The 13,503-nt window shown below is 65.4% G+C and carries 12 protein-coding genes; 4 read left to right on the forward strand and 8 right to left on the reverse strand.

Annotated elements, in window-relative coordinates; translation table 11 throughout:
• Window positions 1–20 precede the first annotated feature (20 nt).
• Window positions 21–359 (reverse strand): endonuclease domain-containing protein, encoded by a 339-nt coding sequence (locus ACVOLO_RS08450; RefSeq protein WP_481569800.1) that lies wholly within the window; start codon window positions 357–359, stop codon window positions 21–23.
• Window positions 360–604: 245 nt separating this feature from the next.
• On the reverse strand, window positions 605–2,251 hold the full coding sequence (gene oleC / locus ACVOLO_RS08455; RefSeq protein ID WP_481569801.1) for an olefin beta-lactone synthetase: 1,647 nt from the start codon (window positions 2,249–2,251) through the stop codon (window positions 605–607).
• 102 nt (window positions 2,252–2,353) lie between these two features.
• Here oleC and ACVOLO_RS08460 point away from each other — a divergent pair, with 102 nt between their 5' ends.
• Window positions 2,354–2,785, forward strand: a complete 432-nt coding sequence (locus ACVOLO_RS08460) for a YkgJ family cysteine cluster protein (protein ID WP_481569802.1) — start codon at window positions 2,354–2,356, stop codon at window positions 2,783–2,785.
• Window positions 2,786–2,862: 77 nt separating this feature from the next.
• Here ACVOLO_RS08460 and ACVOLO_RS08465 read toward each other — a convergent pair whose 3' ends face one another.
• The 5 genes from ACVOLO_RS08465 to ACVOLO_RS08485 form a co-directional block, all read right to left on the reverse strand.
• The gene (locus tag ACVOLO_RS08465) at window positions 2,863–3,552 is read right to left on the reverse strand and encodes a phospholipase D-like domain-containing protein (RefSeq protein ID WP_481569803.1); all 690 of its coding nucleotides are present in this window, start codon (window positions 3,550–3,552) and stop codon (window positions 2,863–2,865) included.
• Window positions 3,553–3,703: 151 nt separating this feature from the next.
• On the reverse strand, window positions 3,704–4,597 hold the full coding sequence (locus ACVOLO_RS08470) for an alpha/beta fold hydrolase (protein WP_481569804.1): 894 nt from the start codon (window positions 4,595–4,597) through the stop codon (window positions 3,704–3,706).
• Window positions 4,598–4,840: 243 nt separating this feature from the next.
• Entirely contained in the window at window positions 4,841–5,857 is a 1,017-nt protein-coding gene (locus ACVOLO_RS08475) for a 3-oxoacyl-ACP synthase III (RefSeq protein WP_481569805.1), read from the reverse strand.
• Window positions 5,858–6,040: 183 nt separating this feature from the next.
• Window positions 6,041–6,358 carry a DUF4156 domain-containing protein gene (locus ACVOLO_RS08480; protein WP_481569806.1) on the reverse strand — a complete coding sequence of 106 codons (318 nt, stop codon included), beginning with the start codon at window positions 6,356–6,358 and terminating at the stop codon, window positions 6,041–6,043.
• Between the two features lie 378 nt (window positions 6,359–6,736).
• Window positions 6,737–9,598, reverse strand: a complete 2,862-nt coding sequence (locus ACVOLO_RS08485) for a M16 family metallopeptidase (protein ID WP_481569807.1) — start codon at window positions 9,596–9,598, stop codon at window positions 6,737–6,739.
• 351 nt (window positions 9,599–9,949) lie between these two features.
• On the opposite strand from ACVOLO_RS08485, the gene ACVOLO_RS08490 reads away from it, so the two are divergent.
• Together ACVOLO_RS08490 and trmL are read left to right on the forward strand one after the other, a co-directional pair.
• Entirely contained in the window at window positions 9,950–10,339 is a 390-nt protein-coding gene (locus ACVOLO_RS08490; protein ID WP_481569808.1) for a hypothetical protein, read from the forward strand.
• 39 nt (window positions 10,340–10,378) lie between these two features.
• Entirely contained in the window at window positions 10,379–10,858 is a 480-nt protein-coding gene (trmL, locus tag ACVOLO_RS08495) for a tRNA (uridine(34)/cytosine(34)/5-carboxymethylaminomethyluridine(34)-2'-O)-methyltransferase TrmL (RefSeq protein WP_481569809.1), read from the forward strand.
• Between the two features lie 184 nt (window positions 10,859–11,042).
• Here trmL and ACVOLO_RS08500 read toward each other — a convergent pair whose 3' ends face one another.
• A complete protein-coding gene (locus tag ACVOLO_RS08500) occupies window positions 11,043–12,269 on the reverse strand; it encodes a CaiB/BaiF CoA transferase family protein (protein WP_481569810.1) in 1,227 nt (408 codons plus the stop codon).
• A 459-nt stretch (window positions 12,270–12,728) separates the two neighbouring features.
• Here ACVOLO_RS08500 and ACVOLO_RS08505 point away from each other — a divergent pair, with 459 nt between their 5' ends.
• Window positions 12,729–13,469 (forward strand): GntR family transcriptional regulator, encoded by a 741-nt coding sequence (locus ACVOLO_RS08505; RefSeq protein ID WP_481569811.1) that lies wholly within the window; start codon window positions 12,729–12,731, stop codon window positions 13,467–13,469.
• Window positions 13,470–13,503 lie beyond the last annotated feature (34 nt).

The following is a 13,503-nucleotide window of genomic DNA, read 5'->3' on the forward strand; positions in this document are numbered from 1 at the left end:
AGGTGCTCTGCAGCAGAGCGTCACTTCTCCCGTAGCGCTCGCAGAATGTCTTCCAGCACCTCCGGCATCTGCTTCAGCACCGCATCATTCCAATACCGATGCACCCGATAACCCAACGCCTCCAGCGCTTCGGTCCGCTGCGCGTCATACCGCGCCCGATCAACATGCTGCCCACCGTCCAGCTCCACGATCAAACAACGTTCGAGACAGATGAAATCCGCAACAAAGCCCGCCAGCGGCAGCTGCCGGCGGAAACGAAAGCCGCATAGCTGACGACGACGCAGAAACTGCCACAACTTCATTTCCGCGTCGGTGGGGTTGTTGCGCAGTCTTCTTGCTCGCGCGCGCATCCGATCCATGGAGTGCTACCTCTCCGTCATAGACGAAGGGCAGACGCTGGCAGCCATGTAGTGCGCGGGCCATCAGATCATCGTGCGTCTGACCTGCTTGGTTTTCCCTTGGGTTTGAGGCGGAAAGCACCCCTCCCCGACCCTCCCCTGCTGCGCAAGGGAGGGGGACAGGCAACAGCCACAGCGCGGGCAATCCACCCCCTCCCTTTGGCGAAGCCAAGGGGAGGGTTGGGGAGGGGTAAGGCTTCAAACGCTCAACGCGTGATCCGCTCGCCGGCCCACACCGCCAACTTCTCGCGGCCGATCTTGGCGTTGTGCCGGATATCCACCGGGAAGCCCGGGTGCTGCAGGAACTGGTCAATGCCGGCCAGTGTGGGCTTACCCGCGGCCAGCGCGCGCAGTTGCGCTTCCACGTCGCCAGCATCCGCTCCAGGCAGCAGTTCGTAGCACAGCACCGGACGCTGGCTGCCATATGCGCCCACGCCAACCAATGCGGTGCGGCGCACGCCGGCCACGGTGTTGAACATCGGCTCCACCTGCTCGGTGTACAGCGCTCCGTTGGCGGTTTCCACACGTTGCGTCTTGCGGCCGCAGAACCACAACCGACCCTGTGCGTCGAACCAGCCCACGTCGCCCATGCGGTGCACGATGCGCTCGCTGCCGTCGGCCAGCACTTCGCGGATCTTGGCCGCCGCCGTGGCCTGCGGGCGGTTGAAGTAACTGTCGGTGGTGGTCGGGCCGACCACGGTGATTTCGCCCACTTCGCCATCAGGCAGTTCACGCACGCCGTTCCAATCGGCGATCGGGGCATCGCTGATGGCGATGATGCGCACCTCATTGGGTGGCACCACGCTGCCGACACAGGTGCCGGCGCCCTGCTCGGTGGCAGCGCGGGTTTCCTGCAGCTGCCGTCCTTCAATCACCGCCACGGGCAGGCATTCGGTGGCGCCGTAGGGCGTCCAGAACTGCGCGTGTTCTGGCAGCAGTGAACGGATCTTGGCCACCGTATCCGGCGGCACCGGGGCGCCGGCCGAGGTGGCGCGGGTAATGGTGGGCAGCGGCTGGCCATGTTCGGCCAGCACCCGCATCAATGCCGGGGAGCCAAACAACTGGGTGACGCCGAAGCGGGCGATGGCGTCGTGCAGCTTGCGCGGGTCGGCGCTGCCCGGCCGGGTCGGGTCCATGTCCGGGATCACCGAGGTCAGGCCCAGCGCGGGGTCGAACAGGGCAAACGGCGGGAACGTGGGCAGGTCGACGCCGCCAGGCTGCATGCCGAAGGCGTTGCCCAACAGCTCCACCTGGCCGACGAAATGGCGATGGCGGTAAACCACCCCCTTCGGTACGCCGGTGGAGCCGCTGGTGAACAGGATGGCGGCCACGTCATCGGCCGCGGTATCGGCCAGTTGCCCGCCCTTGCCAGCGCCTGCGGCTTCGATCCGCGCCAGCGTGGTGCCGCCCCAGCCCCAGCGCCGGCCCACTGTGACCAGATGCCTGGCCGACCGGGCCCAACCCAGCAGCCGCCGGGCCAGGTGCGCCAGCGGAATACCGATGAACGCCTCGGCCTGCGCTTCGTCCAGGCACTGGCGCAGCGCGCGCCGGTCGATGCCCGGATCCACCAGCACCGGCACCGCGCCAATCTTGAACAGGGCAAACATCAGCAGGAAGAACTCCGGCCCCGGCCGCACCATCACCACCGTGCGCACGCCACGGCCAATGCCATGGGCGGCCAGGCCCGCGCCGATGGCGTCACTGCGGGCGTCCAGGCTGCGGTAATCCAGGGTGACGTCGTAGGCAGCCATCCCATTGGCGCCGGTTTTGCCCGGGCAGCGGATGGCAATCTGGTCGGGCCGTTCACGTGCCAACTCGGGCAGGCGCGCGGCAATATTGCAAGCGTTGTTCATCTTTGTATTGTCGCCGCTGCAGAAAAATCTTGCGCGCGGGCCGGCAGCGTGGAAAATTCCGCACCTTCCCCCCGTCCTATTCGCCGCCCGAAGGCCGCGCCCATGCCCCATCCCTGCCTTACCTGTGGCGCCTGCTGCACTCAGTACCGCGTCGCCTTCCATTGGATGGAATCGGACGAAGTGACCGAGGGCGGCGTTCCGCACCAGCTGACCCAACGCCTGGACCCGCATCGCCTGTGCATGCAGGGCACCTATTCGGACCCCATCCGCTGCGTGGCGCTGGATTCGGAAATCGGCGTGTATTCACGCTGCACCATCCACCCCAACCGGCCCAGCGTGTGCCGCGAGGTGGATGCGTCCTGGGAATACGGCAGCGCCAGCTCGCAATGCGACCGCGCACGCATCGCCCATGGCATGGCGCCGTTGACCCTTGCCGACTGGCGCTGGCGCGACGATGCCGACAATGACGACGACCACCCCGACGACAACGGCAGCAGCCCGTCGTCACCGCCGAATACGCCGATTGCCGCCTGAACCGAACGGTTCGGCGTTGCGCCTGCGCCGGTCATTCCCGCGCGGGCAGGAATGACGGGGCAACCTGCAGGCAGCCGTCAAAGCGGCGTGTAGCGCCCCCACAGCACATCGAACTGCTGCACGAAACTGCGCACCAGGTTGCGGTCGTTGGTGACCACCAGGTTCTCGTCGTTGTACTCGGTGGCCGTGCGCGTCCAGTTGAAGCTGCCGTTGGCCAGCAGCTTGCCGTCGAACACCGCGAACTTGTGGTGCATGTGGTACTGGCTGTGGTCCACATGCACGACGATGCCCGCTTCATGCAGGCGGCGGATGTCGTTGCCGTCGTCGTACACCTTGTCGTTGTCGCTGATGATGCGCACCTGCACACCGCGCTTGTGTGCGTCCAGGATGACGCCACTCAGGCGGTCATCGGAAATGGTGAACACGCAGATATCCAACGTCTTCCGTGCGCCGGCACAGAGCGAACGCAAGCGCTGCATGCAGGCATCGCCGGGGGAGAAATAGATGCTGGTCTGGGTCTCGGGCACATCCACCGCCACGTCCAGCGTGCGCACGATCTGCTCCACCCATTTCAGCAGCGGCAGCGCCTCGGCCGGGTCGGCCTGGATCTGCTCGCGGGCAATATCGAAGGCGCGGTTGCGCAGGAAGCGCACGCGATCCGGCGGCAACTCGCCGCCCAGCTCGCGCAGCTCTGTTTTCTCCTGCGGGCTGAGTGTCAGGTCCTGCACACTGTCGCGCAGCTGACGATCCAGGCTGTCGAAATCCATCCATCGCTCCATCGTCGGAAAGAGCGCGCAGCTTCGCACAGGTGCGCCCGTCGTAGGAGCGGCCTCGGTCGCGAAGCTGATGGCGGGAAGCTACACCCCTCCCCAACCCTCCCCGTTGCTCCGCAAAAGGGAGGGGGCGGATCATGGCGCGTTATTTGATCGGGTTGCGCTCCAGGAACGCACGCACCGCCGGCACGATCACTTCATGCTTGTCTTCCAGCACGTAGTGATTGGCGTCCTCGAACGCCGTCACTTCGGCCTGCGGCAGTGCCTTGCGGAAGCCGGTGAGGAAGTGGTGGTCGAAGCAGATGTCACGCAGGCCCCAGGCGATGTACACCGGGCGGTCGGCGAATGACGGCAATGCCGCCGCCGCACGCTCCAGCAGCGACCACGCCTTGTCGGCCGGCGACAGCGGGATGTCCTGCATGAAGCGGATGGTGGAGATGCGGTTGTCCCAGTTGTTGTACGGCGCCACATAGGCGCGGCGCACATCGGCCGGCATGCGCCGGCTCACGCCCAGCCACGAGGCGCCGGAGGAGAACGCATTGAAGGTGCGGATGAACCACTCGCCCGGCTTCCAGTGCCGGCCCATCGCGATCTGCCAGGGCATCGGTTTTTCCGCCGGCAACGGGAACGAGGCGGTATTGGTGATGACCAGGCGCTTGACCTGCGCGTTGTGCGACAGCGCCCAGCCAAAGCCGATCATGCCGCCCCAGTCGTGCACGGCCAGCGTCACCGGGCCGGTGATGCCCAGGTGCTTGAGCAGCGCCTCAACGTCGTCCACACGCGACTGCAGGGTGTAGTCGTAGCGGCTGTCGTCGGGCTTGTCGGACAGGCCCATGCCGATATGGTCGGGCACGATGCAGCGGTATTTGTCGCTCAGGCCGTTGACCAGGTGCCGCCACAGGTAGCTCCACGACGGGTTGCCATGCAGCATCACCACCACCTCGCCGTCGCGCGGGCCCTCATCGATGTAGTTCATCGACAGGCCGGGACGCACTTCGAAGCGCTGGGTGTGGCTGGGGTAACCGGGGAACTTGTTCATCGGGTTGCACCTGCGAAAAAGGCCGGCAGAACCGGCCCTGGGAACAAAGCCCCTCTCCCTTCATGGGAGAGGGGTTGGGGAGAGGGTGGAACGAAGTGGAGGAGCTTGAACAACCGCTCAGACTCCGCGCTCATGCGTGCTGCGCACGCATCCCCCTCTTCCGCCCCTTTCGGGGCACCTTCTCCCGCGAGGGGAGAAGGGAACAACATGCGATCTGAAAGTTCTGGCGTTACGGCCAGGAACTTACCAAACCACCTCGGCCATCGTGCAGTTCAGGCCCGAGCCAATGCCCATCAGCGCGACGCGGTCGCCCTTCTTGAGCTTGCCCAGCTGGCGCAGCTTGCTCAGCACGATCGGCACCGAGGCCGGGCCGATGTTGCCGTGCTCGCCGAAGATGGTCATCACCTTCTTCGGGTCGATGCCAAAGGCCTTGATGAAGGCGTTGGTATGCGGCTGGCTGACCTGGTGGATCACGAACTGGTCGATCTCCTCCACTGCCCAGCCCAGCGCAATGCGGGTCGCCTCAAAGGTCTTGGTGGCCAGCTTGATGCCTTCGATCAGCAGCAGGCGGGTGTCGGTGACCATGCGGTCCAGGTTGCCCACGCACAGCTTGTTCCACTGGTTGGCCGCACGGGTCACGCCGCCCTTGTAACGCGGGGCGTCGGGCACCAGCTCCGAACGCGCCAGCACCATGGCGGCGGCACCGGAGCCGGTGGTCAACGCGGCCACTTCGTCGCGCAGCTGCTGGGCGGTGATGTCCGGGGCCATCATGCGCTCAAGCGTCTTTTCGTAGACCAGGTTGGAGGTCTCGCCGTCGACGATCAACGCATAGTCGATATCGCCCCGCTCCAGCATGCGCGCGGCCACGTCCATGCCATTGATGAAGGCCAGGCAGGCGTTGGCGATGTCGAAGGTGACACAGTCTTCGCCGATGCCCAGGTTGCCGGACACGATGGACGCCGTGGACGGCTCCAGGTAGTCACGGCTGACCGAGGTATTGAGCAGCAGGCCGACCTTGTCGGCAGTGATGCCAGCGTCTTCCAGCGCCTTGCGCCCGGCCATGGTGGCTGCGTCTGAAGCCAGCGTGCCCTGGTCCCACAGGCGACGCGCGTGGATGCCGGCGATATCGCCCAGCACGTCGGCGCGAATGCCAAGGCGCTCCAACGTCGGCGCAAGCCGTTCGTTGATTTCCTTGGAGGTCAGCGTATGCGGCGCATCAATATGCGCCAGTCCCGCGATCGAGACATTCTGGAAAGGCATCGGAAAGCGCCAAGACTCAGGCGAAGGGGGCGCTATTCTAGCGTCTGCGCTTTTTTACCGCATCTTTACAAATCAGCACCCCGGCGTATGGAACGCGGAGGTGCCCATCTGTAGCATCAGGCAAGTGATTGCAGTGCTGTCAGCATGCCAGCCGCCTCAGCGGGAGGCTTCTGCGGCGGTGATTCAGCGCGGCGGGCACTGCCAGGCCGAGAAACGCTGGCTGCCATCGGCCGGCTGGCCCATGGCCTGCACGGCGTTGGCGCCGGCACTGGGCGCCTCGTTGCGGGCCAGGGTTTCCAGCTCTTCCTGCACGCGCAGCGGGTTGCGGTTGTAGAAAGCGACCTTGTTCTTCACCGACACCACGATCTCGCCCTTGGCCACGCAGCCCGGCGCCACCGGGCCGGCCGGCAGCACGCGCACGGCCTTGCCGCCGGACTCGATCGGCACCCAGGTGCAGGCGGCGGTGCTGGCGATGAGGACGGACAGAAGCAGGACGCGCATGAAGTATTCCTTGTGATGATCGGAACGGATTGTGCCGTGAATGGATGAACGCGTGATGATCCAGATGCCATGCGGACTCGATCCCGCCTTCTCCCGTTTGCGGGGAAAGGTGCCCGGAGGGCAGATGAGGGGGAGCTTCGGGTTTGCTTGCTTGGGGTTTGCTTGCTTGAAGCTTCCCCTCACCCCAACCCCTCTCCCGTTCACGGGAGAGGGGCTTTGCTTGCTGCGGGTTTGCGCGATGGCAGCGCGGTTGCCTGCTTCAGGGCGGATGAAGGGGCTTCTTTTTTTGCTTGCTTGAAGCTTCCCCTCCCCTCACCCCCTCCCCCGTAAACGGGAGAGGGGCTTTGGCTACGGCGGGTGTATGCGCGATGGCCGTGCTTACTTCGCCTTGGCCGCTACCGGCTTGCCGTCGGCGTCGATCACGGTGACTTCGCCCAGCCCCAATGCGCGGACCGGCGCTTCGGTGTGCTTGAGGTCACCCACCACCACCCAGGTCAGCTTGGACGGATCCAGCGTCCTGGCCGCTTCGGCCACCTGCGCCGGGGTCATCGCTTCGACCTCGGCCTTGCGCTTGAACACGTAATCGTCCGGGCGCCCGTAACGGACGATGCTGCCCACGGTGTTCATCACCGCCGCTGCGGTTTCGTAGGCACCGGGCAGGCTCAGCGTCTGGATGTTGCGGATGCGGCTGACTTCGGCGTCGGTGGGCGGGCGCTGGCCGGTGGCAAAGCCGGTGATCTCGGCATTCATCTCCTTCATTGCATCGGCGGTCTTGTCGATCTGCACCGGCGCAATGGCCATCCACGGCCGCTGGCCAAGCGCGTTGGAAGCCATTGAACGTGCGCCATAGGACCAGTGCTTGTCCTCACGCAGGTTCATGTTCAAACGCGAGGTGAAATCACCGCCCAGCACGCCGTTGGCGATGTCGAAACGGGTGGCACCGGCGTCCATCGTTGACGGCGTTACTTCACCGGCAAACAGGTTGGCCTGCACCGCGCCGGGCTGGTCGATCAGGAACACGCGTGCCGCCTGCGGGCGTGCCACGTCGCTGGGCGCCTGTACCTTTGGAGCAGCGCCGACGCCCTTCCAGTCGCCGAACTCGCGCTCCAGCAGCGGCACGATCTCCTTGAGCGTGGTGTCGCCCACCACGATCAGGGTGGCGCCTTCCGGACGCAGCCACTGCTGGTGGAACGCGGTCAGGTCAGCGCGGGTCAGCGACTGGATCGCCGCTTCGTCACCACTGCCGGTGAACGGGATGGCATACGGATGGCCGGCGCCGTACAGCAGCGGCGGCAGCACGCGCATCGCCACCGCGTTGGGCTGCACCTTCTCCTGCTGGATGCCGGCGATCCAGGTGGCCTTGATGCGGTCGATCTCGTTCTGGTCGAAGCGCGGCTCACGCACCACGTCGGCATACAGGGCCAGCGACGGTGCCAGGTTCTCCTTCAGTGCGGACAGGTAGACGTTGGAGCCATCCAGCGACGCGCCGGCACCAATGCTGGCGCCCAGGCTCTCCACGGCATCGGCAAGCGCCAGCGAACCAAGCTGACCGGCGCCCTCGTCCAGCATGCCCATGGTGAAGTTGGCGGTGCCCGGCTTGTGGCCCTGGTCGGCGGTGAAGCCACCGGCGAACTCATAGCTGAACTGCACCACCGGGATGTCGTGGCGCTCGGCCAGCACCACCTGGGTGCCGTTCTTCAGCGTGGCGCGCTGCAGCTGCGGGAACTTCAGTTCTGGGAAGGTCTTGGTCTGCGGCACACCGGCGCTGCGGTCCACCTGGCTCGGCAGCGTGGTGAACTTGGCATCCACGGCCGGCACGTTGAACGGCGTCGGCTTGCCCGAGGGCAGTTCTTCCAATGCCACACGCTCGCCCGGCTCGACCACCAGGGTGTGGTCGCCCACGCCCAGCCACTTGGCGCCGGCAGCCTTCACGTCGGCAGCGGTCGCCGCTTCGATATTGGCCAGCGAGGTGCGGAAGCAGCCCGGGTTGCCTTCATACACCGTGCATTGCGCCAGCGCGTCGGCCTTGCCGCCGAAGCCACCAATACGCTCGATGCCGCGCACGAAGCCGGCACGCGACTGCACCTTGGCACGCTCAAGTTCGTCGGCAGTGGGGCCTTCGGCGATCAGGCGCCTGATCTCTTCATCAATGGCCGCTTCCACCTTGGCCGGGTCCACGCCCTGCTTGACCGTGGCCATGACCAGGAAATTGGAGCCCAGCTGCGAGGCGTCGGTCATCGCGCTGATGTTGTCCACCAGCTTGTCCTTGTGCAGCAGGCGCTGGTCCAGACGCGAAGACTTGGCGCCGCCCAGCACATAGGAGAACAACTCCAGCTGGTCAATGTCGGTGGTGCCGACCTGGGCAACGTTCCAGGCGCGGTAGATGCGTGCCTGCGGCACCTTGTCGGTCATCACTTCGCGGGTGGTGGCCGGGCGCTGGGCAACATCGACCTTGGGCTGGGCCATGGTCGGCCCGGCCGGAATGTCACCAAAGAACTTTTCCACCTTCTGCCGCGCAGTGGCCGCGTCGATGTCACCGGCCAGCACCAGCACCGCGTTGTTGGGGCCGTACCAGGTGCGGAACCAGGTCTTGACGTCATCCAGCGAAGCGGCGTTGAGGTCGTTCATCGACCCGATCACGCCGTGGTGGTACGGGTGGCTTGCCGGGTACAGCGCGCGCGTGAGCTTGTCCCACACCTGCCCGTAAGGCTGGTTCTCGCCCTGGCGCTTTTCGTTCTGCACCACGCCGCGCTGCTCATCCAGTGCGGCCTGGTCGATGGCGCCGACCAGATGCCCCATGCGGTCGGACTCCATCCACAGCGCCATGTCCAGCGCGGTGGTCGGCACGTTCTGGAAATAGTTGGTGCGGTCGGTGTTGGTGGTGCCGTTCTGGTCGGTGGCACCTACCTGCTTGAAGGGTTCAAAGAACTCGCCGTCGTGGTTTTCGCTGCGCTGGAACATCAGGTGTTCAAACAGATGCGCGAAGCCGGTGCGGCCGACCTGCTCGTCCTTGGCACCGACGTGGTACCAGATGTTCACCGCCACGATCGGCGCCTTGCGGTCGGTGTGCACCACCACGCGCAGGCCATTGGGCAGGGTGAACTCCTCATAGGGAATGTCCACGGACGCCGTCGCAGCGGGCTTGGCCTTGGCTTCGGCAGGCAGGGGCATGCCGACGAAGCCGCCGAGGGCAGCGCTCAGCGCCAGGGTCAGAAGGGCGGTACGGGGTGCTGCGTTCATTCCACTTTCCTTGAGGCATGAATGTGAACGCCGATCCTAACCGGCCACGGGCCGGTGCTGCATACGCCATGGGTCATGCGGGCGCGCGGACCGGCAAGTGTCCGCGGACGGCCTTGCCGCAAGCCCAGTGTCCGGACAGCGGACACACCGGAATTCAAATAATTCCTTTGAATTCATATGGATACAGTTGGCGCGCGTCCTGCGTACTTCTGAGTGCAACCAGATCAATCAAACGCAACATGACTGATTGCTGAACAAATACGGGAAAACAGAGAAATATCTTGCGCCCCGTTATTTGGTGTACTACATTACTACCACACCGCTGATCACACACACTAAACAGGCCCCGCCATGAACGCCAAGTCTCTCGCTATCGCCATCGCACTCGCCGCCGGCTTTGCCTCGACCGTGCAGGCCTCGGACATCGTCACCCTGGAAACCGTGCAGGTGCGCCCCTCCGCCGACCAGCTGGCCCAGGCCGAGCATGAAGCCACCAGCGCCATCCCGACCCTGGCTGCCGTGCAGGTGCGCCCGACCGTCGGCCAGATCGTCGAGTTGATGGCCGAACAGGCCGCCACCCAGCTGGCCGCTGCCACGCCGATCGCCAGCGTTGCCAACTGGGTGGTGTCGCTGCCCGCCGTCACCGTCCGCCCGGACGTGCAGCAGGTGCAGGCACTGGCTGCCGAACTGGCCGCCGATGCCGTCGGCAACGTGGTCGCCAAGGGTCTGGTTTCGCACTGAACCAGACCCCACGGAAGCGGCCCGGCGTAAACTTCGCCGATGACTTCCGCACCCGTTTTCGATGTCCTGCTGTACCAGCCCGAGATCCCGCCCAACACCGGCAACGTGATCCGGCTCTGCGCCAATACCGGCGCGCGGCTGCACCTGATCGAGCCCCTTGGCTTTGACCTCAGTGACAAGCAGCTCAAGCGCGCCGGCCTGGATTACCACGAGTACGCCAAGCTGCAGGTCCATCCCGACCTGGAGACTGCATTGGCGCGCATTGCGCCCAAGCGCCTGTTCGCGATGAGCACCCGTGGCAGCGTGCGCTACGACAGCGTGCAATTCGCCGATGGCGATGCGTTCCTGTTCGGCCCGGAAACACGCGGGCTGCCGCAGGACCTGCTGGACGCGCTGCCCGACGGCCGCCGCCTGCGCCTGCCGATGCAACCCAACAACCGCAGCCTCAACCTGTCCAACTCGGTCGCCGTGATGGTGTTCGAGGCATGGCGCCAGCATGGGTTTCCCGGCGGCGCGTAGCAGCGCGCTTGCTCGGCAAGCGGGCAATGCATCCACTGCGGATCAATCGCGAAGTGCCCCCCTCCCCCGCCCTCCCCTTGCCTTCGGCAAAGAGAGAGCTAAACCGCAGTGCTCCGACATCGCCGCATGATCTGCCCCCTCCCTTTCGCATGGCGAAGGGGAGGGTTGGGGGGAGGTAACGCTGCTACCCCGCAATCACACCCAGCACCTGCAATTCCTGCAGCCGCGTCGCATCCATTCCCAACACGTCATCCAGCACCTGCGTGGTGTGCTGCCCCAGCACCGGCGCGGCATGACTGTACTGCAACGGCGTGGCCGAGAATTTCAGCGGGTTGCGCACCATCGCCACCTTGCCGCCGCCGGCATGCGGCAGTTCGATGCGCAGGCCGCGTGCCTGCACCTGCACATCGTCAAATACCTGGTCGATGCGGTTGACCGGATTGGCCGGCACCACGGCGCCTTCCAACGCCGCCAACCATTCGGCAACCGGGCGCGTGCACAGGCGCTGCTGCAGGTACGGCACCAGTTCGCCGCGGTGCGCGACACGCGCGTTGTTGGTGGCATAGTGTGGATCGCTGGCCAGCTGCGGCGCGCCGATCACCTCGCACAGGCGCGCGAACTGGCCATCGTTGCCAACGGCGAGCATGAAATATCCATCGGACGCCGGCATCACCTGGTACGGCACGATGTTGGGATGTGCGGTGCCCTGCCGCGTCGGCACCACACCGCCGACCAGGTAGTTCGATGCCTGGTTCGCCAGCCACGCCACCTGCGTATCCAGCAACGCCAGATCAATCTGCTGGCCCACGCCGGTGCGCTCGGCATGGCGCAAGGCCGCAAGAATGGCGGTAGCGGCATACATGCCGGTCATCAGGTCAGTGGCTGCAACACCCACCTTCTGCGGCACCGCGCCGGGTGAGCCGTCCGGCTCGCCGGTGACGCTCATCAACCCACCGATGGCCTGGATGGCGGCGTCGTAACCGGCGCGCAGCGCATACGGGCCATCCTGGCCGTAGCCGGTGATCGAGCAGTACACCAGCTTCGGATTGAGGGCATGCACGCTGGCGAAATCCAGCCCGTATTTCTGCAGACCGCCGACTTTGTAGTTTTCCACCAGCACGTCGCAGCGGGCGAGCAGTTCGCGGATCAGCGCCTGCCCTTCGTCGGTGGTGAAGTCTATGGCGAGCGAGCGTTTGCCGCGGTTGGCGCACAGGTAATACGCCGACTCGGTGGTGTCGTTGCCGTTGCTGTCTTTCAGATAGGGCGGCCCCCAGCTGCGGGTGTCATCGCCGACGCCCGGTCGCTCGACCTTGATCACGTCGGCACCAAAGTCGGCCAGCACCTGCGTGGCCCACGGCCCGGCGAGAATGCGCGACAGATCGAGCACGCGAACACCTTCCAGCAATTTCATTCCGGCCACCACGCAACTCCGGCATCAGGAAGCGCAGGGTGCCATGCAATGACCTGGCGGACAGCACCGACCGGCACGGTCATCTGCTGCATGTCACGCGAATGTGACCATGACACTCGCGGTTACGGCTTTCCTGCTGATGCAGCGTTGCGGTGGAAAGCAACCCGACCTGCTGCAGGGCGCTCGCCAATGGGCCGTTGCGCGCGGCATCATTGCGCTCCCAGCCAACCTCCCAAAGGTGAACGCAGGCGTGGGCCGGTGCTTCCCGCGGGGCCAGTGAGCCTGGTGCGCGCGGAGGTGGACGGCATCGTCAGCAAGGCGGTGTCGCGGAGCTGCGTCAGCGTGATGTCCACGCCATGGCCCGCGCCGGATTGCCATTCGCCGCTGCCGGGCGCCGCAAGGCGCTGGAGCACCCTTGGCAGGCGCTTTCGTACAGACGTTGAACAAGGATCAGTACAGATGACTGTTACGCGACGCAGCAAGCCCCGCTATGCCGAACTTGGCGATCTGTTGCAGGCGGCAATCGAAACGGGCGAATACGCCGTGGGCACGCTGCTGCCCACCGAGCTGGAACTGTGCGAGCGCTTCAGCGTCAGCCGTCATACCGCACGCGCGGCGCTGGCGCAGTTGATCAGCGCCGGCCTGGTACAGCGCCGCCCCGGCGCCGGCACCCGGGTGATCGCGCAGCGTGCGGCAATGCGTTACGAGCAGGAGATCGACACCGTTGAGCTGCTGATGCAGTACGGCAACAGCACCCGGCTGAATGTAGTGAGCGCGCAACGCCACATCGCCAACGCCGGTATGGCGCAGCGCCTGGAGATCAACGAGGGCAAGGAATACCTGCGCCTGCACTGCCTGCGCCTGGAAGGAAAAAGCCGCGCGCCCATCGCTGTGACCGAAATGCTGATACCCACACGAAACGGCGTACCCACGGAAGAGCTGCTGGAGGTTTCCAGTGCCGCCCGTGCCGTGGCCAGGTTCCTTGACCCGACAAGACTGTCGAAAGTGGAACAGGTCTTTGACGCTGCCTCGTTCGACGCAACCGACACCAAACTGCTGGACATCAGGAAGACCGAACCGGCGCTGCGTGTACAGCGCCGCTATCGCGATGCCAATGGGCGCCTGTTGCTGTTGGCGACCAGCCTGCACCCGCCAGGCAGGTTCGCCTACTCGATGGTGCTGTCTCGGAATCATCGCTGAGGACGCGCGTGCGGGTAATCCCGCCACTCCGGAT

This window comes from Stenotrophomonas sp. STEN056, from assembly GCF_056759635.1.